Origin of the sequence: Corynebacterium doosanense CAU 212 = DSM 45436, from assembly GCF_000767055.1 — a bacterium.
Taxonomy (GTDB): domain Bacteria; phylum Actinomycetota; class Actinomycetes; order Mycobacteriales; family Mycobacteriaceae; genus Corynebacterium; species Corynebacterium doosanense.
Map to the genome: position 1 here is coordinate 701557 of NZ_CP006764.1, position 22233 is coordinate 723789.

A 22233-nucleotide genomic window follows, 5' to 3' on the forward strand; every position below is an offset into this window, starting at 1 on the left:
CAGATGTATACTGGGGTCACACGCTCCACCGCAGGGGCGGCACCGTTGCAGGATAGGAAGGGAAGGCAGGACAATGACCACTGCTGAGACCACAAACACGCTCCGACCGGAGACCCAGGTGACCATCACCGGGCGCAACGTCGAGGTACCCGAGCACTTCGCGGACCGGGTGAACTCGAAGCTGGCGAAGATCGAGAAGCTGGATCCCACCCTGACGTTCTTCCACGTCGAACTGCAGCACGAGAACAACCCCGCCCGCGGCGACCGCACCGACCGGCTGCAGATCACCGCCACCGGCAAGGGCCACATCGCCCGTGCTGAGGCCAAGGAGGACAGCTTCTACGCCGCCCTCGAGGTCGCGCTGGGCAAGATGGAGCGCTCGCTGCGCAAGGTCAAGGCCCGCCGCGCCCAGGCCAAGTCCGGGCACCGCGCCCCGAAGAGCGCCGGCGAGGTCGCGGCCGAGCTGTCCGGGGAGAACGAGGTCCAGCAGCCGCAGGGCAAGTACGACGTCGACCCCTACGAGGGCACGGTCGAGGACGTCGTGCCCGGGCAGGTCGTGCGCACCAAGGAGCACCCGGCCACCCCGATGAGCGTGGACGAGGCCCTCAGCGAAATGGAGCTGGTCGGACACGACTTCTTCCTCTTCATCGACGAGGAGAGCTCGCGCCCGTCGGTGGTCTACCGCCGACACGCGTTCGACTACGGACTCATCGCGCTCACTGAGGCTGAGGCTGAGGCTGACGTCGAGTCCTGACTCGCCCGAGCACGTCGATTCTGAAGCCGCGACGCCGCCCGCCCGAATGGGCAGGCGGCGTCGCGCTGGGCGTACAATCTCACCCTGAACTGTTTTATTGTCGCTTAGGACGTAAGGACGTAGTCGCTGTGTTTGGACTTTCCAGGCTGCTCAGAGCCGGTGAAGGCCGTACCGTCAAACGGTACGACAAGATGGCCGATCAGGTTCTCGCCCTCGAGGACGAGTACACCGCGCTCACCGACGCAGAGCTGAAGGCGAAGACCGCGGAGTTCCGCGCCCGCCTCGCCGAGGGGGAGGGCCTCAACGACATTCTCCTCGACGCCTTCGCCACCGCCCGCGAAGCTGCCTGGCGGGTGCTCGGTCAGAAGCACTTCAAGGTCCAGGTCATGGGCGGCGCCGCGCTGCACTTCGGCTCCGTCGCCGAGATGAAGACCGGTGAGGGCAAAACCCTCACCTCGATCCTGCCGGCCTACCTCAACGCGCTGACCGGTGAAAACGTCCACATCGTCACCGTCAACGACTACCTGGCCAAGCGTGACGCCGAGATGATGGGCCGCGTGCACCGCTTCCTCGGCCTCGAGGTCGGTGTCATCACCGCCGAGCTCAGCCCCAAGGAGCGTAAGGCCGCCTACGCCGCGGACATCACCTACGGCACCAACAATGAGCTGGGTTTCGACTACCTGCGCGACAACATGACCCGCTCGCTGAATGACATCGTCCAGCGCGGGCACCACTACGCCATCGTCGACGAGGTGGACTCCATCCTCATCGACGAGGCGAGGACCCCGCTCATCATCTCCGGGCCCGTTGACGGCTCCTCGAAGTTCTACACCGTGTTCTCCCAGCTCGCGCCGCGCATGCGCCCCGACAAGCACTATGAGGTGGACCAGCGCAAGCGCACCGTCGGCGTGCTGGAGGAGGGCGTGGAATTCGTCGAGGACCAGCTGGGCATCGACAACCTCTACGCGCCGGAGCACTCGCAGCTCGTCTCCTACCTCAACAACTCCCTCAAGGCGAAGGAGCTGTTCACCCGCGACAAGGACTACATCGTCCGCGAGGGCGAGGTGCAGATCGTCGACAGTTTCACCGGCCGCATCCTCAAGGGCCGCCGGTACAACGAGGGCATGCACCAGGCCATCGAGGCGAAGGAGGGTGTGGAGATCAAGAACGAGAACCAGACCCTCGCCACCGTCACCTTGCAGAACTACTTCCGCATGTACGACAAGCTCGCGGGCATGACGGGTACCGCCGAGACCGAGGCCGCGGAGCTCAACTCCATCTACGGCCTCGACGTGGTGGCCATCCCCACGAACAAGGACAACCAGCGCAAGGACCACTCGGACATCATTTACAAGACGCAGGAGGCCAAGTTCTCCGCCGTCGTCGATGACATCGCCGAACACGTCGAGGCCGGCCAGCCCGTCCTCGTGGGCACCACCTCGGTGGAGCGCTCGGAGTACCTCTCCACGCTGCTGAAGAAGCGCGGCATCGACCACAAGGTGCTCAACGCTAAGTACCACGAGGAGGAGGGGCGCATCATCGCCTCCGCCGGCCTGCCCGGCGCCGTCACCGTGGCCACCAACATGGCCGGCCGTGGTACGGACATCGTGCTCGGCGGCAACCCGGAGGTCCTGCTCGACGCCCGTCTCAAGGAGAAGGGGCTCGACCCCTTCGAGGACGAGGAGCGTTACCAGGCGGCCTGGGACGAGGAGCTGCCCAAGGCCCGCGCGCGCTCGCAGAAGCTCGGCGACCAGGCCCGCGAGGCCGGCGGCCTCTACGTCTTGGGCACGGAACGCCACGAGTCCCGGCGCATCGACAACCAGCTCCGCGGCCGCTCCGGCCGTCAGGGTGACGCCGGCGAGACCCGCTTCTACCTCTCCATGCGCGACGAGCTCATGGTGCGTTTCGTCGGACAGACGATGGAGCAGATGATGAACCGCCTCAACGTCCCCGACGACGTGCCCATCGAGTCGAAGATGGTCTCCAACTCCATCCGTGGCGCGCAGTCGCAGGTGGAGGGCCAGAACTTCGAGATGCGCAAGAACGTGCTCAAGTACGACGAGGTGCTCAACGAGCAGCGCAAGGTCGTCTACCGCGAGCGCCGCTCCATCCTCGAGTCCGCGGACCTGAAGAACAACGTGCGCACGATGATCGACCAGACCATCGACGCCTACGTCGACGGCGCCACCGCCGAGGGTTATGTCGAGGACTGGAACCTGGACGAGCTCTGGAACGCGCTCGACTCCCTCTACGGTCCCTCGTTCGGGTACCAGGAGCTTATCGACGGCTCCACCTACGGTTCGCCCGGCGAGCTCACCGCCGTCCAGCTAGGTGAGGCCCTGCGCGACGACGCGAACAAGGCCTACGACGAGCTCGAGGAGCGGGTCTCCGCCGTCGGCGGCGAGTCGCAGATGCGCAACGTCGAGCGCCAGGTCATCCTGCCGATCATCGACACCAAGTGGCGCGAGCACCTCTACGAGATGGACTACCTCAAGGAGGGCATCGGCCTGCGTGCGATGGCCCAGCGCGATCCCCTAGTGGAGTACCAGAAGGAGGGCGGCGACCTCTTCCGCGCCATGAACGACGGCGTCAAGGAAGAGACCATCCGCCAGCTGTTCCTGCTGCGCAAGCAGTTCCAGCAGCAGGACCAGCAGCCGGCTCCCACGGTCCAGGCCTGACCCCGGCCGCTCACAGCACCCGGAAGCTGAGTAGCCGGCCCGGCCAGTCGGTGGAGAGCCGGGCCGTGTAACCGATGGTCGTGGCCGCGCACACCGCGGTCCCGTAGACCTCGAGTCCCTCCGGCCCTCCCGTACCCGGGGCGAGGTGCAGCGACCGGACGGCCACCGGCCCGCGCAGGTCGCTGCCGCGGAGACGGGCGGCGAGGTGCACGTGCACCGGGCGGGCGAAACGGCGGCGATCGAGCTGCACCATCGGCCGCATGCCGCAGGCGACGTCGAGCGCCTTCTGGATCAGCGCGTGGGCCAGCCGCCGCACCTCCGCGTCCGGCGGCGGGGGATCGACGGCGGGTGGGTGGGGATCCGGTACGACGAATTTGAGCATGGACATGCCCGGAATCGGAACCAGCATGGAAAGGGCCTGCTCCCATCGGTAGATGGGGCGGATGCGCTCGGGGTGGGTATCATTGTGGCACAAAACGTCAACCCCCACCGACCCCGGAGGAATTTCTTTTATGCGAGGACTGATCGTCGATTACGTAGGCGTCCTGGACGGACCCACGGAAGACCAGGAGCGGTGGCGCAAACTGTTTGCCGCCGTGAAGGAGCACGACGTACAGACCGCGATCCTGTCCAACGACGCCGGCGGCCCGGGCGCGGAGCCCATCCGCGAGTGGGAGTACAACGGGATCGTCCACGCGGTTGTCCTCTCCGGTGAGGTCGGAGCGGAGAAGCCCGATGAGGCGGCCTTCCGCGCCGCCGCAGACGCCGTGGCCCTGCCGCTGAGCGACTGCGTCATGGTGGACGACAACATCCACAACGTGCGTGCAGCGGTGGAGGCCGGAATGGTCGGCCTCCTGCACACGGCGTTTGAACGCACGACCGTGGAAGTGCAGTCCATCTTCGATATCGAGGGTGAGTTCTAGGCGTGCGTGTCTACCTGCCCGCCACCTTCGGCATGCTCGTCGAGCTGTGCGACACCGGACGGGTCGCCGCACGCAACGGCTGGGCTTTCGCGGTGACGCCGTCGTTACGCGAGTTCTACACCGCCGGGGACGAGGAGGAGTTGGAGGCCGTGGCCTTCGACGATGCGGCCGAGGCCTCCATCAGACTGCTGGCCATCGGCGATGAGCAGTTCCCGCACCGCCGGGTGGTCATCTCCGCCGACGTTGAGGACAGCGCCGTCAAGCCCGACCCTGACATGGTCGAGTCCGTGGTCAAGCTGCAGCCGGCGAAGATCACCACGGAGCAGGTCGCCGCGCTGCACGTCGATGTGGCGGAGGCGGAGGAGGCGACGGCGAAGGCCATCGAGAACATCGACGCCTCCGATCTCGGGGACGAGGACGCCGAGCTGATCGTCGGCGACGCCCAGGACAATTACATGGCGTTCTACGACCCCAGCGAGCTGCCCTTCCTCGTGGACCTGCTCTAGGTCACATCTCCCACTCGTTGTTGCTGCGCAGCGCGAAAAGCAGCTTACGCACGGCGACAACCCGCCGCCCGGTGGCCGAATCCGGGTCAATCTCGTCGAGGGCGCACTCCGGGTCGGCCGGCGGGCCGAGGTGGGAACAGCCACGCGGGCAGGCCTCGACCGCCGCGGCCAGGTCGTCGAACACACCGAGGACATCGCCGGGGCTGACGTGCGCGAGCCCGAAGGAGCGGATGCCCGGGGTGTCGATGATCCACCCGGCATCCCCCGGCAGCCGCAGCGCCACCGACTGGGTCGAGGTGTGCCGGCCCTTGCCCACGCCCGAGACGACGCCGGTCTCCCGGTGTGCGTCCGGAACCAGCCGGTTCACCAGCGTGGACTTGCCCACGCCACTGTGGCCGATTAGGGCGGTGACGTGGCCGTCGATGATCGCGCGCACCTCGTCCAGGGGGTCGTCGACGCCGGCGATGACCACCGTGACGTCGAGGTCGGTGAACTCCTCGGCGAAGGGGGTCGGGTCGGTGAGATCCGACTTGGTCAGGCAGAGAATCGGGTGGACGTTGCCCACGAATGCCGCCACCAGCGCACGCTCGACGAAGCCGGAGCGCGGCGGCGGGTCCGCCACCGCGGAGACGATGAGCAGCTGATCGGCGTTGGCCACGACCGTGCGCTCGTAGGGATCGGTGTCGTCGGCGGTGCGGTGCAGCACCGAGGTGCGGTCCTCGCGTTTGACGATGCGCGCCAGCGACCCCGCCCGCCCGGAGGTGTCGCCGACGACCCCGACGCGGTCGCCCACCTCGATCGACGTCCGGCCGAGCTCGCGGGCGCGCATGCATACGATCGCCTCGTGGGCGCTGTCGAGCACCACTCCCCAGCGGCCGCGGTCCTTGGTCACCACCATGCCGAACTCGGCGTCGTCGTGGGCGGGCCGGTCCTTGGTGCGCGGGCGGGTGCCCTTGCCCGGGCGCACCCGGATGTCGGACTCGTCGTAGGTCCTGCCTGCCCGGGCCGCCCTAGCCATGGATCATGTCCGTCCACATGTCGGCGAAACCCGGGAGGGTCTTGGCGGTGGTGTCGATGTCCTCGACCTCGACACCGTCGGTGACCAGTCCGATGATCGCGCCGGCGGTGGCCATCCGGTGGTCCGCGTAGGAGTGCCACTGCCCGCCGTGCAGGGTGGCCGGGCGGATGAGCACACCGTCGGCGAGTTCCTCGCAGTCACCGCCGAGCCGGTTGATCTCGGTGGTGAGCGCCGCCAGGCGGTCGGTCTCGTGGCCGCGCAGGTGGGCGATGCCGGTGAGCCGCGACTCCGTGGTGGCCAGGGTGGCGAGTGCGGCGACGGTGGGGACGAGCTCGCCAGCGGAGGCCATGTCACGGGTGATGCCGCGCAGCTCACCCGGGCCGGTGACGTGCAGGGTGTCGTCGACAAGCGAGACATCGCACCCCATATCGATGAGGATCTCCCGGATCTCATCGCCCGGCTGCGTGGTCGTCTCCGGCCAGTGCGGGATGCGCATCGAGCCGCCGGTGACGGCCGCCGCGGCGAGGAAGGGGGTGGCGTTGGACAGGTCGGGCTCGATGATCCAGTCCCGGCCGGGGAGCGCGCCGGGAGCGACGCTCCACTCGCCGTCGCCGGTGGTGACCGTTGCGCCGGCCGCGCGCAGCATGTCCACCGTCATGGCGATGTGCGGCGCGCTCGGCAGCGAGGCGCCAACGTGGCGGACGGTGAGCCCGTCGCGGAACCGGGAGGCGGAGAGAAGCAGCCCGGAGACGAACTGCGAGGAACCCGACGCGTCGACCTCCACCACGCCGCCCGTGGGGACGCCGCGACCGTGCACGGTGAAGGGCAGGCTGTCGCCGGTAACCTCGACGCCGGCCGCGCGCATCCCGTCGAGGATGGCGCCCATCGGGCGCAGGCGCGCCTGCGGGTCGCCGTCGAAAAGCACGTCCCCGTCCGCGAGTGCCGCCACCGGCGGGACAAACCGCATGACGGTGCCCGCGAGCCCGCAGTCGATGGCACCCGCCGTGAAGCGCTCCGGGGGTGAGACGGTGACCACGGGGCCGTCGATACGCACCTGCGCGCCGAGGGAGCGCAGCGCGCCCGCCATGAGCTCGGTGTCGCGCGAGACCAGGGCTCCCGTGATGGTCGACGGCGAGGAGGCCACGGCCGCGAGGACAAACGCGCGGTTGGTGATGGACTTGGAACCGGGGACCACCTGCGATCCGTCAATGGGGCGGCGAGCGGGGGGAGCGGTCCAGAAATCGGTCATGGGGTACATAATAGGTGCTATGTGCGGACGCTTTGTCATGTTCACCACCGGCGAGGCCCTCCTGCGACAGGTGGGCACCCTTCCCGGCGTCGAGGAGACCCTCGCGCCCGACGGCACGCCCCCGGAGCGCTACAACATCGCGCCCACCACCCAGGTGGCGCTCGTGCGTCTCGACGGCGCCCGCGCCCAGGTCGACGCCGCCCGCTGGGCGCTGCTGCCGCACTGGAAGAAGGACGAGAAGGGCCCGCCGCTGTTCAACGCGCGAGCCGAGACCGTGCGCGAGAAACCCAGCTTCCGTGACGCGTTCAAGAACGGCCGGGCGGTCATGCCACTGGACGGCTACTACGAATGGCACACCACCGACGAGGGCAAGACCCCGTACTTTGTCACCCCGCCGGAGGGGGAGATGCTCTGGGCGGCGGCCCTGTGGTCCACGGGCCTGGACCAGCTGTCCTCGACGATGATCACCACCGAGTCCGCCGAACCCATCGACTGGCTGCACCACCGCCTGCCCAGGTTCCTCACCCGGGACGAGATCCGGCAGTGGTGCGAGGGCACCCCGGACGAGGCCGCCGAGCTGCTCCACCCGGCGCCGCAGTCCCTACGGGAATCGCTGAGCTGGCGAAAGGCCGACAAGGCCGTGGGCAACACCCGCAACGACTACCCGGAACTGATCGGCGGCGGGGCCCCGATACAATGACGGCCATGACGGACACCGCTCAGCGCCTCGAGGCCCGCTTCGAGGAGGAGGCGCTGCCGCTGCTCGACCAGCTCTACGGCGGCGCCCTGCGCATGACCCGCAACCCCCAGGACGCGGAGGATCTCCTGCAGGAGACCTACCTCAAGGCCTTCAAGGCCTTCGGCTCCTTCAAGGAGGGGACCAACCTCAAGGCCTGGCTCTACCGGATCATGACCAACACGTACATCAACACGTACCGGAAGAAGCAGCGCCAGCCGGCGCAGACCCCGACGGAGGAGATCACCGACTACCAGCTCTACACCACGAGCTCGCACGATTCGACGGGCCTGCGCTCCGCGGAGGTCGAGGCGCTGCAGAACATGCCCAACGGCCGGATCAGCGAGGCGATGAACCAGCTCTCGGACGACTACCGCATGGTGGTCTACTACGCGGACATCGAGGGACTGGCCTACAAGGAGATCGCCGAGATCATGGACACCCCGCTGGGAACCGTGATGAGCCGGCTTCACCGGGGAAGAAAACAGCTGCGTGAGTTGTTGAAGGACGTAGCCAGGGACCAGGGGATCGGCCTGTCCCACCCGGACATGGTCGCAGACGTGAAGAAGGAGTCGTAGATGGACAGCCAGCCGTGCCGTTGCAGCGCCGAAGAAGTGCAGGCGCTCCTCTGCGAGTACCTGGATTCCGGCACCTCCGAGGCCAGGTCGCGCGAGATCCGCGAGCAGATCGCCGCGTGCCCCGAATGCCTGCAGCGCCTGCGCAACGAACGCGAGGTCCGCACCATCATCCAGACGTGCTGCCAGACCGAGTCCGCGCCGGGTTACCTGCGGGAGCGCATCACCACCCAGATCCGCATCTCCCGCAGAGGGTAGAAAAACGCCCGTCGATAAGCATTTTCACGCTTATCGACGGGCGTTTTCCACGCTCTAGGTCTAGTGCTGAACCCTTAAGAGTTGGGGCGCTTTCCGTGGTTGGCGCCCTTCTTGCGGCGGTCCTTGCGCTTGCGGCCACGCTTGCTCATGGTGTTTCTCCTTCTATCCGGCCTGAATCAGGGACAAATAACGTCTCCCCAACTCTAGTGGGCGGTCAGTCCGAGACCCAACTACGGGGTGTGGATGATCAGGCGGAAACGCGGGCGCGGACGCGGGAGCGCTTGTTCGCACGCTTGAGGGCGCGGCGCTCCTCCTCACTGAGGCCGCCCCAGACGCCGGCGTCCTGACCGGTCTCGAGTGCCCACTTCAGGCACTGGGAGGTGACGGGGCAGCGGTTGCAGACCAGCTTGGCCTGGGCGATCTGGCTGAGTGCCGGGCCGGAGTTGCCGACCGGGAAGAACAGCTCGGGGTCCTCGTCGCGGCAGATTGCTTCGTGGCGCCAATCCATGGTGAATTCTCCTTCTAATACGTCTCGCGCTGATGAGCGCGTGCGGGGGTGTCTCGCGGTTGATGTTGTGCGCACCGTGTACGGACAGCCCCTGGTTGGGGCAGGCCGTGCAAAAGGAAGGGCCATACGTGGGCACGGAGGTGTACGAGGCCTGTGCGCTTGGGCGACGAATCGCCGTTCATATGGAGTTAACTCCGTGGTGTCTGGGAGTTAGTGGCCGATTCATCAGCCTGTTGTTTTTGCTACCCGAGAATAATGTCACGAAGGGGTCGATCCCGCTAGGGATAACGTGTCTTTTGTGTTCCAATTCACACTCTGCGGCGCGGGTGTGTCTACCCTTTGAGGGTGGGGCGCTCCGAAGTAGGCGAGAATCCGACTTCGTTGACCTGCAGGGATGTCGAAAGAATCGGAATCACCGACCGACATGTTTGGTCAAATTGCCCTACACCCCGGAGGGTGTGATCCACGCTGGCGCGCCTTGGGGGAATAGACTTCCCGTCCGTGAACTCTTCTGCGCAGACCGTCCCCACGACCATCCGACTCGGCGCCGGCGCCGCGCTCCTCCAGGTACTGGTCGCGTTCGGCATGGCGTTCTACCTCATCTACGCGGACCTCACCAGCGACGTCTCCGACACGATCGAGTCCGACGCCGCGGCCGCGCAGTGGATCGGCACCGGGACCGCGATCTTCATCTTCATCCTCTTCGGGGTCGTCCTCGCCGGGGCGGTCAACCTGCTCCGCGGCGGAAACTGGGGGCGCAGCCCCATCGTCATGATGGGGGTCCTGCTCCTGCCCGTCGCCTGGTACATGATGAGCGAGGGCATGGTGCTGGCCGGCATCGGCACCGGAATTCTCGCGGCGGCCGCGCTGGTGTTCATGCTGCACCCGCGCTCCACGGAGTGGATCGCCGCGAACTACGGACGCTGACCGGCGGCGCCGAGCCCGACCACGGTCTCGCCGCGGGACTCCACCAGGATGTCCCCGGTCGCCGCCAGGTGCACCGGGCCCTGATAGCCCGTCCGGTCGACCGGGATCACCCGCTCCGTCTGCCCCGTGACCCAGTCGACCACCGCGATGCCCTCCGGGACCGGCACTAGCGCCCGCTCGCCGACATCCACGCCGGTTCCCAGAACGCCCTCAATGACGGAGGTCACCTCGAGGGTGTCAGGTTTGAGCAGGTAGAGGCGGGAGCCGTCGAACCACGTCATGTGGTGGGGTAGATCCGCCGCCGGGGGGAGGAAGACTCCCTCGGCGTCGTCGAGAAGCGGCGACGGCGAAATGGCCGAGCGGGACAGCTCCTTGCCCTTCCGGTCGAAGGCCACCAGCTCGGTTGTCTCACCGGGGGAGTAGACCGCGGCGGAATCCTGCCCGACCGCGACCAGCCGCGCTTCGGGGGAGGGCAGCTCCACCGAGGCATGGATCTCGGGCGTGCGGGATTCCTCCGGGGTGGCGTCCATCAGCCGGAGGGTGGCGTGCCCCTCGTTCTCCGGAGTCTCCGGGCAGATCTCCGTCACCGCGAGCAGTTCGGTGCGGGTCAGTGCCGAGGTGATCTCGCAGTCCTCGTGTGGCTGGAGCCCCGGCTCCTGCTTGGCCTCAACCTCGCCGTACTCGACCGTGCGCACCAGGTCCGACCGCCAGAGATCGAGCCGCGTCGGACCGACAATCCCGACCCGGTCGTTGGAGGTCAGCTGGAAGGGCTCCTCGTCGTTGACCGAGCTCCGCGTACCGGAGTACCGGCCGTCGGAGGAACGCAGCGCGACGACGTCACCGCAGCCGACGCCGGAGCGGTAGGTCACCACCACCTTGTCCCAGGCCTGGCCCAGCGAACAGATCTCCCGGTCCTCGCGGGAGTAACTCCACCGCTGCTGCCCGGTGCCATCCAGGGCGCGGACCGTGTGGGTGTCATGGGTGAAGACCAGGCCTGCATCGACGACGGGCCGGTACACGCCCGGAAGAGCAGTGGCCTCGGCCGAGAACACCTCGGTGAGCTGCTCGGGAATCGCCGTCATGTCGGGCTGCTGCAGGGAGGGCTCCTCGGCGGTGTCCAGGTGCGCGGAGCCCGCCGGAGCGGTGAACCACGCGCCGCCGACGGCCACGGCCGCGAGGGTCGTGAGCGCGGCGGTGGCGAGGAGATCCGCGGGCCGCCGACGCAGGGGAGCGGGCGACATCAGCGCCGCCTGCCTCTGCCCGGACCGCTCGTGGTGCTCTCCGCCACCTCGCGGGCGGGCCCGACGGTTCCCTCGACATCGGGATCGATGTCCAGCGCGGCAAAAAACTCGGGAGAGGTGGAGAACCACTCGGGGGGCTCCGGCGTGTCCAGGCCGAGTTCCTCGTCGATGGCCTTCCACTTGGCCAGCTCGTCGTAACCCACGAGGGTGACGGCGGTGCCCGAGTTGCCGGCCCGCCCGGTGCGACCGATGCGGTGCACGTACGTCTGCGGGTCGTCGGGGGTCTGGTAGTTGATGACATGGGTGACGTCGTCCACGTCGATGCCGCGCGCCGCCACGTCGGTGGCCACGAGGATCTCCGTCGTGCCCTGCCGGAATTCGGTCAGCGCCTTCTCCCGCGTGCCCTGCCCGAGGTCGCCGTGCACGGCCCCGACGACAAACCCGCGCCGGGAGAGCTCTGTCACCAGATCGGCGGCCGTGCGTTTCGTGCGCACGAAGATGATGGTGCGTCCGCGGCCGCGCGCCTGCAGGAGCTTGGCGACGACCGTCTCCTTGTCCATCCGGTGCGATTTGAACACGACCTGCCGCGTGGACGCGTGTGTGGCCGATGCCCCGGGATCTTCCGCCCGGATGTGCACGGGTTTATGCAGGAAGGTCCGCGCGAGCGCCAGGATCGGACCGGGCATGGTGGCGGAGAACAGCATGGTCTGATGCTCGTGGGTCAGGGCCGACAGCAGCGTCTCGATGTCGGGGAGGAAACCCATGTCCAGCATCTCGTCCGCCTCGTCGAGAACAAGCACGGCCACCCTGTCCAGCAGCAGGTCCCCGCGTTGGTGCAGGTCAAGGAGGCGGCCCGGGGTTCCCACGACGACGTCGATGCCGTCGTTGAGGGTGGCGATCTGCTCCTCGTAGGGTCGACCGCCGTAGATAGTGGTCACCCGCACCGGGGTCTTCGCGGCGGCCAGGGTGAGGTCGACGCCCACCTGCACGGCGAGCTCACGGGTGGGTACCACGACGAGCGCGCGGGGGGTGCCGTCGAGTTCCGCGACCGCGGCGTCGTCGAAGACCCGGTCGAGGAGGGGGACTCCGAACCCGAGGGTCTTGCCCATGCCGGTGCGGGCCTGGCCGATGAGGTCCTTGCCGTCGAGGGCAAGGGGGAGCGTGAGTTCCTGGATGGCGAAGGTGTGGGTGATCCCGGCCTCGCCCAGGGCCTCGCAGATTTCTGCCGCGACGCCGAGTGAGGCGAACGTCGGCGGGGACGGGGGATTGTTCGCCTGTAGAGAACTATCAGCTGACACGCGGCCCATCGTATCGGTACGTGCCTAGTATGGGGCCATTCCCTTGCACCATAGAGACAGGTAGAACATGAACATCAAGGTTGGCTTCACCGAAAACCCCCGCGAACTGGTTATTTCCGCGCAAGACAACCGGGACGAGCTGATCCGCACGATCAACGAGGGTCTGCGTTCCGGGGAAGGTTTCCTGGAGCTCACCGACTCCAAGGGGCACACGTACTTCATCAACAGCGGCGATATCGCCTACGTCGAGGTGGGCAGCGAGTCCCGCCCGGCCGTGGGCTTCGGCGGCGCCTAAACACGATTTTCCGCCCGGGACGAGGGTTGTGCCCGGCGCCGAGAGGGTCAAGGTAGCCTGATTGCCTATGACACGAAGTGATAACGGCCGGGCGTCTGAATCATTCCTGGTGCGTTTCGCCCGCGAGTTCGGATGGCGTGCCTACGCCATTCCCGTGCTCGCGGTGATCACGGCCTTTGTGCTCTTTGACATCTTCGCCTCCGGGGCCGAGGACGCGGCTCCGGGAACCCCGGGTTCCACCACCGCATCGAGCGGCACTGCCGGCGACGACACCTCGGACCGGGGCCCCGGGCCGGACCCCGCCGACGGATCCGTACAGCTTCCTCCGACCCAACTGCCCCCCGGTGGGGAATTCGCCCAGGCGGGCGGGGGAACCTACCGCGTCATCGGCACCCCGGGCACGGCGGCCGGCGAGGGAGCCGAGGAAACCTTCCGCTACGTCATCGAGGTCGAGGAGGGTGTGGACACCGCCGAGTACGGCGGAGACGACGCCGTCGCCCGGTTCGTCGATGCCACCCTGTCGGATCCCCGCAGCTGGACCAACGATCCCCGTTTCCGTTTCGAGCATGTCGCACCGGACCAGCAGCCCAATCTGCGTATCCAGCTCAGCAGCGTGGAGACCACCCGGGACAAGTGTGGCGGGGTGGACATGGAGATGGAGACCAGCTGCCGCACCACCATCGACGGGAACAACGCGGTGGTGCTCAATGACGCCCGGTGGTCCCGCGGCGCCGGCCCGTTCCAGGGCGACATCGGCTCCTACCGCCAGTACCTGGTCAATCACGAGGTCGGCCATGCCATCGGATACGCTGAGCACGTCGCCTGCGGTGAGAACGGCGCGCTGGCGCCGATCATGATGCAGCAGACCCTCAGCCTGAACAACTCGGAGCTGAACTCGTTCTCCCCGGACTCCGACTACCCGGACGACAACGCCACGTGCCACTACAACGCCTGGCCGTACCCGCAGCCCGGCGCGGCCCCGATCCAGGACGGCAACTAGATGATCCCGGACCACGTACTCACCGCCTTCGGGTCGGACAGCTCCGTCCCGCCCGTTTCTGCCGGACCCGCGTGGGACCACGGCTGGGTGGTCGGACCGCTCGTGTATTCCGAGGCGACCGACACCGCGCACTGGTCCGCCTCCGTGCGCACCAAACTCACTGTCGCCGGCGTCCGGGTCGCCCGGCCCGCCCGGTCCAGCGACGGCAGAGTGGTCGTCGGCGGCTGGCGGGCCAGCGGCCACATCGCCGGCGAGCTGTCCCTGCGCATCGACGAGACCGTCGCCGCCGCACTCCGGCTCGCGGATGCGCTCGCCGAGGTCGACGGGCCCGTCGACCTGCGCCGCACCGACCTCTTCGCCGAAGCTGAGCGGGAGGCCTGGGCGCGCTGCGACGAGGAGTTCGGGGTCATCGACGCCCCGCTGCAGGTGGGGCATGCCGACATGCTGGCCACGACCATCTACTCCGGCTCCGCGGCCCCCGCGGTGACCGATCTGGTGCCCTTCGCGCAGCCTCGGCCGCACGCCATGACCGCCGCGCAGGCGATCGCCGACGCGCTCATCATCGGGGCCGAAGGGGGAGTGGACACGGGGGTGATCGAGAGATTCGCGCATCTGCCCGATCTGGAGGACCTGATTCTGCGCGGGCTCACGTACCGGGAAATCGTCGCTGACCGGCACCCGGACGAAAATTCGCTCACGTGTTCGAATATCGCGGCGGTGCGTGCCGCTCTGATGTCCAGGCGGTCTGCCACAATCTAGGGCATGGCTTCTCCCACCGAACGTCCGGCCAACCCCGTCCCCGTCCTACCGCCTAACCCCGGTGTCCGCCTCGTCTCCCGCGATCCGGAGATCACCGAACGCGAGTGGCCGATCGCCCTGCCGAAGCGGGGCCGCTGGCGCGTCACCGGCGCGGCCGGATCGGGTGTGACCAGTTTTCTGGTGGACACGGTCGTCGAGAAGCTCCGTTCCGGAGCCGACCCCGACGGGATCCTGGTCATCACGGCGTCCAAGGAGGCCGGCACCCGGTTGCGCAGGCAGCTGCATGACCGGCTGCTCACGGGCGACCACGACACGGACTTCGTCTCCAGCGCACCCCTGGTGCGCTCCGTGCACTCGCTGGCTTTCGCCCTGCTGCGCCAGCTCCATGACGAACACATCCGGCTCATCACCGGTGCCGAGCAGGACGGGGTCATCCGCGAGCTGCTCGCCGGCCACGCCACCGACGGCAGGGGAGACTGGCCCGCGGAGATGCGGCCGGCGCTGACCTTCGTGGGATTCGCTCGCCAGCTGCGTGACCTCCTCCTGCGCGCAGTCGAGCGTGGCCTCTCCCCGGAGGATCTGGAGGAGATGGGCCGCAGGTTCCGTCGGCCGCTGTGGACCGCGGCCGGGGCCTTCCTGCGCGAATACGAACAGACCATGGCGTTGACCGGGACCCACAACTACTCGGCATCCGAGCTGGTGGCGGCGGTGCTGGAGAGGGAACTGCCGACGCAGTGGCACACCGTCATCGTCGACGACGCCCAACACCTCGACCCCAAATCCGGCGAGCTGATCGCCAGGCTGCTGCCCACCGGGCCCGACGGGTTGTCGGTCATCGGCGGAGACCCCGAACAGTCTGTCTTCCACTTCCGGGGGGCCTCCCCGGCTTTCTTCCGCGGTTACACCCCGGACCCCGATAAGGACGTGGACTTCGGAGCCAGCCGGCGGCAGCCGTCCATGCGCATCGTGGTCAGCGACAGTGCCTCCACGGAGAACTCCATCATCGCCGACACCGCTCGCCGCGCCCACCTGCAGGACGGCGTGGCCTGGTCGGACATCGCCGTGGTGGTGCGGTCTACCGCCCAGATCCGCGGGGTGCGCCGCGCGCTGCTCGCTGCCGGGGTGCCCGTGCACATCAGCCCCACCGACGTGGTGCTGTCCGAGCAGAACCTGGTCTCCGCCCTCCTCCTGGGTGTGCGGGCGCTGAGCGAGGAGCTGACGGCGAGCGAACTCCAGCAGCTCATCATCGGACCCGTCGGCGGTGCCGACCCCGTCACCCTGCGCCGGCTGCTGCGGGGGCTGCGCCGCCACAACCCGGAGGCTCGGGGCATGGACACCCTGGCCGAACTGCTCCGGCCCGGAGTGGAACTGCCGGACTTCGGGGACATCCTCACCCAACGCGAGTGGGATATTCTCACCCGGCTGCGCGGGGTGCTCGAATCCGGCCGCACGGCGCTGCAGGAACAGGGCAGCGTTGAGGAGGTGCTGTGGGCGGTGTGGCAGGCGACCGGGCTGTCCGACCGGTTGCTCGCCGCCGCGCTGCGGGGCGGGGCCACTGGATCACAGGCGGACCGTGACCTCGACGCGGTGATGTCGCTCTTCGACTCCGCAGGCGATTTCGTCGAGCGCCACCCCGGAACCGCCTCAGTGACCAGCTTCGTCGACCACGTGCGGGAGCAGGAACTACCCACGGGCATGCGCGATCGCCGCTCGGCCACCCCCGATGCGGTGGCGCTGCTCACCGCGCACGGGTCCGTGGGGCAGGAGTTCCACACCGTCGTGGTCGCCGGCGTGCAGGAGAACTCATGGCCGACCCTGAGCGAGACGGGCTCGCTCTTCGAGCAGGAGGATCTGCTCGACTTCGTCGACCGTGGCATCGAGCCCGACGTCCCCGTCTCCCACACCGTGTCCCGGCTGCAGGAGGAACGACGGCTACTGCACGTGGCGGTCACCCGGGCCACGGAGAAACTGCTGGTCACCGCCGTCGACAATCTCGAGGCGAGCGAGCCTGTGGAGACCTCGCGATTCATCGAGGAACTCGCCACCGCGCATGAGGTCCCTGTCGAGCATGTCTCCGGCGAGCCGGAGACCACCGGCGGGGAGGAGAGCTACTCCCCGGGCGTGCGGATACTGTCACGCTCCTCGGTCGTGGCTGAGCTGCGGCGGGCCGTGTCCGACCCCGGCGCGCGCGACGACGTGCGCCGCCAGGCGGCCCGTCAGCTCGCCCGGCTCGCGGAGGCCGGCGTGCCCGGGGCCGAGCCCGAACAGTGGTGGACAACAACCACCCCGTCCGTGGACACCCCCCTGGAGATTCGCACCGGACTGTCCCCCTCGCGCATCGAGGGTGTGCTCAACTGCCCGCTGCGCGCGGTGCTCGGCCGCCTCGATGAGGAGGGTGACACCCCGATCGCCATGGTCAGGGGCACCCTGGCGCACTCCTACCTCGAGGCCCTCGGCCGGGGCGTCGACGAGGAATACGCCCGACTGCTCACCGTCGCCGCGCTGAGAACGGTGCTCAACGAACCCGAATGGCGAGTCCCGGGGGAGGTGGCCAACTTCCAGCGCCTCCTGGAACGCACGAAGCTGTGGCTGGACAACTCACGCTCCGCGTTCACCCAGCTCGGTGTCGAGGTCCCGGTGCACGTGGACATCTCCGAGGGAGTGCGTATCGACGGCCGTATCGACCGGCTCGAGGAAGACACCGGCGGGAATGTCTACGTGGTTGACCTGAAGACGGGAAAGAACGTTCCCTCCAAGGACAATGCCCAGGAGAACATGCAGCTTGCCGCCTACCAGCTGGCGCTGAGCAGGGGGGAGTTCGTCGACGGCGAGGTCCGGACCTCATCGTCGCCCGGCGTCGCCCTCGAGGTCGGTGGAGCCTCACTCGTGTTCCCGGCCAGTGCGCTGGTGAAGGTGCCCACCCGGGAGCAGGCCGCACGCTCCGAGGAGCAGCTCGACGAACTTGCCGCCGTGCTCCCGCGCCTGCAGCACGACATGGCCGGGCCCCGCCTCATCGCTCGGATCAACCCCACCTGTTCCACCTGCCCCATCACGGGAATCTGCCCAGTCCAGAACGAAGGAAGGACCGTCACCGATGGCTAAAATCACCCCGGAGCAGCTGTCCGCGGTCATCCACGGAAACGGCCGCGCCCCCACCGATCAGCAGTCCGAAGTCACCGCGGCCCCCACCGGGCCGATGCTCGTCGTCGCCGGTGCCGGAGCGGGCAAGACCGAGACCATGGCCTCCCGGGTGATCTGGCTGGTGGCCAACGGTTTCGCCACCCCGGACCAGGTGCTAGGCCTGACCTTCACCCGCAAGGCGGCGCAGGAATTGGGCCGCCGGATCCGCACCCAGTTCCACACCCTGGCCGGCAGCCCGGCAGCGCGCGACCTCGATCCCACCGGGGGTCTCTCCGACCTGCTGGTCACGCACCCGGCGGAGGTGTCCACTTACGACTCGTACGCGGGAAACCTCATCCGCGAATACGGGCTGCTGGTCCCCGTCGAACCCCATGCCCGCCTCATCACCCAGGCAGAGCTGTACTCCATCGCCCACCAGGTGGTCACCGACTACTCCGGCAGCCTGTCCACGGACGTCACCGTTCCCACCGTGACCGGGAATCTGCTCGAACTCATCACGGAGATGGACAACGAGCTGCTCACCATCGACGAGGTCGCCGAGCGCTCCCAGGAGATGATCACCACCGTCCACGAGCTGCCGAAGGGACCCAGGCAGAAGGACGAACTGAATGCGGACATGAAGAAGTGGGTGGATAAACAGCAGGTCCGGCTGGACTTCCTGCCCCTGGTCGTCCGGTTGAAGGAGGAGCTCAACAACCGGGGCGTGGTGACCTTCAACGAGCAGATGTCCGTCGCCGCCCGGCTCGTGCGGGATCACCCCGCGGTGGCGGCGTCCCAGCGGCGCCGGTTCCGGGTGGTCATGCTCGACGAGTACCAGGACACCTCCCATGCCCAGCGGATCCTGCTGTCCCATCTCTTCGGCACCCCGGAAGGATCGGCCGCGGCGCCGGACCCGTCCCTCACCGTCACGGCGGTGGGTGATCCCATGCAGGCCATCTACGGCTGGCGCGGGGCCACGGTGGAGAACCTGGAGGAGTTCGTCAACGACTTTCCCACCGAGGAGGGGCCGGCGGTCAAACGCCAGCTGACCACGTCCTGGCGCAACCCCGGTGAGGTACTCGACATGGCCAACCAGGTCTCCGAGGGAGTGTTTTTCCCGGACGGGGCCTCCAGTGGCAGCGAGCGGCCCGTGGCAGAGCTGCAGCCGAAACCAGGCGCGCACAGCGCGGAGGTGCGCCTGGCGCACTACGCCACCGAGGAGGAGGAGATCGAGGCGGCCGCCGACCGGCTCGCGCAGCACTTCCGGGAGATCACCGGCCGGGGAGAGAAGTTCACCGGCGCGGTGCTCATCCGCAAGAACAAGCACGCAGCACCCATCGCGGAGGCGCTGGCCGCACGGAACGTGCCCCACGAGATCCTCGGGGTCGGCGGGTTGCTGGATGTGGCGGAGATCGCCGACCTCGTCGCCATCGCGACGATGCTCATCCGTCCCAGCGACGGGCAGGCCGCGCTGCGCATCCTGGGTGGCCCGATCGTGGGCCTGGGGCTGGCGGACATCGTGGCGCTGCAGAACCGGGCGCGCAACCTCAACGGCAGCACGCAGAGGGAGGAGGAGCCCGTGGACCCGACCGAGCGCCTCAAGGCGCAGCTTGCCGCGGCCACCGCCGAACAGCCGGACCAGATCGCCGGGCTCGCCGACGCCGTCGCCGACCTCGGGGAGCATTCGCGTTATTCCGAGGAGGGCCTGCGGCGGCTGCAGGGGCTCGCGTCCAAGCTGCGCTACCTGCGCTCCTACAGCCTGGGTAAGTCCCTGGCGGACCTGTTCAGCGACATCGAGACCGTCTTTGACATCCGTACCGAGGTCCTCGCGCGTCCGGATTCCCACGTCAACGGAGGTGCGGTACATCTGGACCGTTTCGCAGACGTGGTCTCTGATTTCCACGGGGATTCCCTCGCTGCCCTGCTGGACTACTTTGCGCTGGCCAAGGAGCACGAGAAGGGCCTGGAACCGGGAGAGGTCACGGTGCGTTCTGACCGGGTGCAGATCCTCACCGTGCACAAGGCCAAGGGCCTGGAGTGGGATGTCGTCGCAGTCCTGCACACGGACAAGACCACCTACGCGGCCCAGGCCTCCACCTACCTCTCCAACGCCCACATCCTCCCCGATGCGGGAGCTTCAGAGCGTTACGCCGAGGCTACAAACCGTAAGGAGTTCCAGGACGACGGCGAGGAGTTCATCACTTCCGAGCGGCACAAGGTCGCCGAGGAGAACGCCCGTCTGTTCTACGTCGCCATCACCAGGACTGAGCGGGTGCTCATGGTGACCGCCAGTGGCAAGGATCCCTACGGACCCTTCGCCGAACTTGCGCGAGCCTTCCCCGAATACGTGGAAACCTGGGCGGCCGATGACAGTGCCCTCGACGGGGCCGAGGAGAACGACGAGGACAACACCGATCAGGCCGCCGACGAGCCCGAAACCGGGCTGTTTCCCCACCTGCCCATCCGCCCCGGGGTAATGGACGGCGCGGCGGCCGTGCACGCTGCACTCGAGGCACAGCCCGAACAGGCGGCCGGGGAGACCTTCGACTTCTGGGAACGCGAGGTCACCGCGTTGATTGAGGAGCATGAGGCCCTGCAGGCGCCCGTCGTCGACGTCGAGCTGCCCGGTGAACTCACGGCCACGGACATGGTCTCCATCAAGTCTGACCCCGTGCAGTTCGCCAAACGCCAGCGCCGGCCGGTCCCGTTCAAACCCATCACCTACGCCAAGCGGGGCACCGAGTTCCACCAGTGGCTCGAGGACCGCTTCGGTGGGCAGGCCCTGCTCGATGAGGACCAGCTGCCGGGCATCGGGGAGGAGGTTGTCGACGCGGCCCACCTGGAGGAGCTGCGCCGCTACTTCCTGGCCAGCCCGTGGGCGGAGCGGGTCCCGGAGCGGGTCGAGCACCCGTTTGAGGTGGCCATCGGCACCACGATGGTCCGCGGTCGCATGGACGCGGTGTTCCGAGAGGCCGACGGGACCTGGCTCATCGTCGACTGGAAGACCGGCAGGTTCCCCACCGGCCCGGCGCTGCGTTCGGCCGAGATCCAGCTGGCGGTGTACCGGGAGGCATGGCGCCGGCAGGTGGGGGAGGACGAGAAGGTGTCCGCCGCGTTCTTCTACGTCTCCACCGGGGAGACCTTCGCGCCGCGGTCCCTCCCGGGCGGGGAGGAGCTCGCGGACCTGCTGAGCGACGCTGCCTCCTCCCCCGAGGACTAGAGTCTTCGGAGAACAACTCAAGGACCCCCGCGGCCGACGCTCGGCGCGGGGGCAGAACAGACAAGGCAGGTGAGGTCCACGGTGCGTGAGAGTTTCAGCGACCGGTTCCGCGGCGACGTGGAGCTCAGTGGCCTTCCCGACCACGCCCTGCTCGGCATCATCAACATCCCGGGATCGGTGGCCGCCAGCCCGTGGGCACTAATCGGCCGCAGGCTGTTCTACGCCCTCGCCCTGACCTTCGCCATCACGCTGCTGGTCTACTTCGACAAGGGCGCGTACACCGAGGACCTCACCTTCATCGACGCGCTCTACTACTCGGCGGTGTCGCTGTCGACCACGGGTTACGGCGACATCACACCGGTCACCCAGCAGGCCCGGCTGATCAACATCCTCATCGTCACCCCGGCGAGGATCGCCTTCCTGATCCTGCTGGTCGGCACCACGCTGTCCGTCCTCACCGAGAATTCCCGCAAGACCCTGCAGATCCAACGTTGGAGGAAAACCGTGCGTAACCACACCATCGTCATCGGCTACGGCACCAAGGGGCGCTCCGCCGTCGACGCACTGCGCGCGGACGGCACGCCGGCCAGCCACATCGTTGTCATCGACACCGACAAACACGCCCTCCAGCGCGCCGAGCAGCGGGGCCTGGTCACGGTCTACGGCTCGGGCACCAAGGGCGACGTGCTGAAGATCGCCGGCGTCGCCCGCGCGCGCAGCGTCGTCGTGGCGCCCAGCTCCGACGACACCGCCGTGCTGGTCACCCTCTCCGTCCGCGAGATGGCGCCCAAGGCCATGATCGTCGCGTCCGTCCGGGAGTCCGAGAACCAGCACCTGCTGGAGCAGTCGGGCGCGGACTCCGTGGTGATCTCCTCGGAGACCGCCGGCCGACTCCTCGGGCTGGCCACCGTCACCCCCACCGTCGTGGAGATGATGGAGGACCTGCTCAGCCCCGACGAGGGGTTTGCCGTTGCCGAGCGCTCGGTGGGTGAGGACGAGGTGGGAGCGAACCCCCGTCACCTCGCCGACATCGTCCTCGGAGTCGTGCGCTCCGGTGAGCTCTACCGCATCGACTCCCCGGAGGCGGAGACCGTCGAGCCCGGCGACCGGCTCCTCTACATCCGCCGCACCACCGGCGAGCGCCCCGAGAAAGTGAGAGATTAATAAC

At 68.0% G+C, this 22233-nt stretch carries 21 protein-coding genes; 14 read left to right on the forward strand and 7 right to left on the reverse strand.

Annotated elements, in window-relative coordinates; translation table 11 throughout:
- Positions 1 to 73 precede the first annotated feature (73 nt).
- On the forward strand, positions 74 to 754 hold the full coding sequence (gene hpf / locus CDOO_RS03545; RefSeq protein WP_018021125.1) for a ribosome hibernation-promoting factor, HPF/YfiA family: 681 nt from the start codon (positions 74 to 76) through the stop codon (positions 752 to 754).
- A gap of 128 nt (positions 755 to 882) precedes the next feature.
- Positions 883 to 3432: a preprotein translocase subunit SecA gene (secA, locus tag CDOO_RS03550; RefSeq protein WP_026159244.1), complete on the forward strand. Its 2550-nt coding sequence runs from the start codon at positions 883 to 885 to the stop codon at positions 3430 to 3432.
- 10 nt (positions 3433 to 3442) lie between these two features.
- Here the strand turns inward: secA and CDOO_RS03555 are convergent, their stop codons facing one another.
- A complete protein-coding gene (locus tag CDOO_RS03555) occupies positions 3443 to 3841 on the reverse strand; it encodes a hypothetical protein (protein WP_052098073.1) in 399 nt (132 codons plus the stop codon).
- A 103-nt stretch (positions 3842 to 3944) separates the two neighbouring features.
- Between CDOO_RS03555 and CDOO_RS03560 the strand changes: the two genes are divergently transcribed.
- Both CDOO_RS03560 and CDOO_RS03565 read left to right on the forward strand, forming a co-directional pair.
- Positions 3945 to 4355, forward strand: coding sequence for an HAD-IA family hydrolase (locus CDOO_RS03560; RefSeq protein ID WP_018021122.1), 411 nt, complete (start codon positions 3945 to 3947; stop codon positions 4353 to 4355).
- A 2-nt stretch (positions 4356 to 4357) separates the two neighbouring features.
- Positions 4358 to 4861, forward strand: a complete 504-nt coding sequence (locus tag CDOO_RS03565) for a DUF6912 family protein (protein ID WP_018021121.1) — start codon at positions 4358 to 4360, stop codon at positions 4859 to 4861.
- Between the two features lies 1 nt (position 4862).
- Here CDOO_RS03565 and rsgA read toward each other — a convergent pair whose 3' ends face one another.
- Positions 4863 to 5879 carry a ribosome small subunit-dependent GTPase A gene (gene rsgA, locus CDOO_RS03570; RefSeq protein ID WP_018021120.1) on the reverse strand — a complete coding sequence of 339 codons (1017 nt, stop codon included), beginning with the start codon at positions 5877 to 5879 and terminating at the stop codon, positions 4863 to 4865.
- On the reverse strand, positions 5872 to 7128 hold the full coding sequence (gene aroA, locus CDOO_RS03575) for a 3-phosphoshikimate 1-carboxyvinyltransferase (protein ID WP_018021119.1): 1257 nt from the start codon (positions 7126 to 7128) through the stop codon (positions 5872 to 5874). Before aroA ends, rsgA begins: the two co-directional genes overlap by 8 nt.
- A gap of 19 nt (positions 7129 to 7147) precedes the next feature.
- Here aroA and CDOO_RS03580 point away from each other — a divergent pair, with 19 nt between their 5' ends.
- The 3 genes from CDOO_RS03580 to CDOO_RS03590 are packed head-to-tail and all read left to right on the forward strand — an operon-like array spanning position 7148 to position 8697.
- Positions 7148 to 7828, forward strand: a complete 681-nt coding sequence (locus CDOO_RS03580; RefSeq protein WP_018021118.1) for an SOS response-associated peptidase — start codon at positions 7148 to 7150, stop codon at positions 7826 to 7828.
- Positions 7825 to 8442, forward strand: coding sequence for a sigma-70 family RNA polymerase sigma factor (locus CDOO_RS03585; RefSeq protein ID WP_018021117.1), 618 nt, complete (start codon positions 7825 to 7827; stop codon positions 8440 to 8442). The genes CDOO_RS03580 and CDOO_RS03585 overlap by 4 nt, the downstream gene beginning before the upstream one ends.
- Positions 8443 to 8697 (forward strand): zf-HC2 domain-containing protein, encoded by a 255-nt coding sequence (locus CDOO_RS03590; protein WP_018021116.1) that lies wholly within the window; start codon positions 8443 to 8445, stop codon positions 8695 to 8697.
- Between the two features lie 74 nt (positions 8698 to 8771).
- Here CDOO_RS03590 and CDOO_RS14490 read toward each other — a convergent pair whose 3' ends face one another.
- Positions 8772 to 8846 carry a 50S ribosomal protein bL37 gene (locus tag CDOO_RS14490; RefSeq protein ID WP_096877815.1) on the reverse strand — a complete coding sequence of 25 codons (75 nt, stop codon included), beginning with the start codon at positions 8844 to 8846 and terminating at the stop codon, positions 8772 to 8774.
- Positions 8847 to 8944: 98 nt separating this feature from the next.
- Complete coding sequence (locus tag CDOO_RS03595) at positions 8945 to 9205, reverse strand: WhiB family transcriptional regulator (RefSeq protein WP_018021115.1); 261 nt, start codon at positions 9203 to 9205, stop codon at positions 8945 to 8947.
- Between the two features lie 501 nt (positions 9206 to 9706).
- Between CDOO_RS03595 and CDOO_RS03600 the strand changes: the two genes are divergently transcribed.
- Positions 9707 to 10132 carry a hypothetical protein gene (locus tag CDOO_RS03600; RefSeq protein ID WP_018021114.1) on the forward strand — a complete coding sequence of 142 codons (426 nt, stop codon included), beginning with the start codon at positions 9707 to 9709 and terminating at the stop codon, positions 10130 to 10132.
- Here the strand turns inward: CDOO_RS03600 and CDOO_RS03605 are convergent.
- Both CDOO_RS03605 and CDOO_RS03610 read right to left on the reverse strand, forming a co-directional pair.
- Positions 10120 to 11373 carry an Rv3212 family protein gene (locus CDOO_RS03605; RefSeq protein WP_018021113.1) on the reverse strand — a complete coding sequence of 418 codons (1254 nt, stop codon included), beginning with the start codon at positions 11371 to 11373 and terminating at the stop codon, positions 10120 to 10122. The two genes, CDOO_RS03600 and CDOO_RS03605, sit on opposite strands and share 13 nt — an antisense overlap.
- Complete coding sequence (locus tag CDOO_RS03610; RefSeq protein ID WP_018021112.1) at positions 11373 to 12680, reverse strand: DEAD/DEAH box helicase; 1308 nt, start codon at positions 12678 to 12680, stop codon at positions 11373 to 11375. Before CDOO_RS03610 ends, CDOO_RS03605 begins: the two co-directional genes overlap by 1 nt.
- Before the next feature lie 58 nt (positions 12681 to 12738).
- Here CDOO_RS03610 and CDOO_RS03615 point away from each other — a divergent pair, with 58 nt between their 5' ends.
- From CDOO_RS03615 to CDOO_RS03640, 6 genes are all read left to right on the forward strand, one after another.
- Entirely contained in the window at positions 12739 to 12966 is a 228-nt protein-coding gene (locus CDOO_RS03615; RefSeq protein WP_018021111.1) for a DUF3107 domain-containing protein, read from the forward strand.
- Positions 12967 to 13033: 67 nt separating this feature from the next.
- Positions 13034 to 13966, forward strand: a complete 933-nt coding sequence (locus CDOO_RS03620) for a DUF3152 domain-containing protein (RefSeq protein WP_081610311.1) — start codon at positions 13034 to 13036, stop codon at positions 13964 to 13966.
- The gene (locus CDOO_RS03625; protein ID WP_018021109.1) at positions 13967 to 14725 is read left to right on the forward strand and encodes a hypothetical protein; all 759 of its coding nucleotides are present in this window, start codon (positions 13967 to 13969) and stop codon (positions 14723 to 14725) included.
- Between the two features lie 3 nt (positions 14726 to 14728).
- Entirely contained in the window at positions 14729 to 17827 is a 3099-nt protein-coding gene (locus CDOO_RS03630) for an ATP-dependent DNA helicase (RefSeq protein WP_018021108.1), read from the forward strand.
- The gene (locus CDOO_RS03635; RefSeq protein ID WP_018021107.1) at positions 17820 to 21065 is read left to right on the forward strand and encodes an ATP-dependent helicase; all 3246 of its coding nucleotides are present in this window, start codon (positions 17820 to 17822) and stop codon (positions 21063 to 21065) included. Before CDOO_RS03630 ends, CDOO_RS03635 begins: the two co-directional genes overlap by 8 nt.
- 81 nt (positions 21066 to 21146) lie before the next feature.
- On the forward strand, positions 21147 to 22229 hold the full coding sequence (locus tag CDOO_RS03640) for a potassium channel family protein (protein WP_018021106.1): 1083 nt from the start codon (positions 21147 to 21149) through the stop codon (positions 22227 to 22229).
- Positions 22230 to 22233 lie beyond the last annotated feature (4 nt).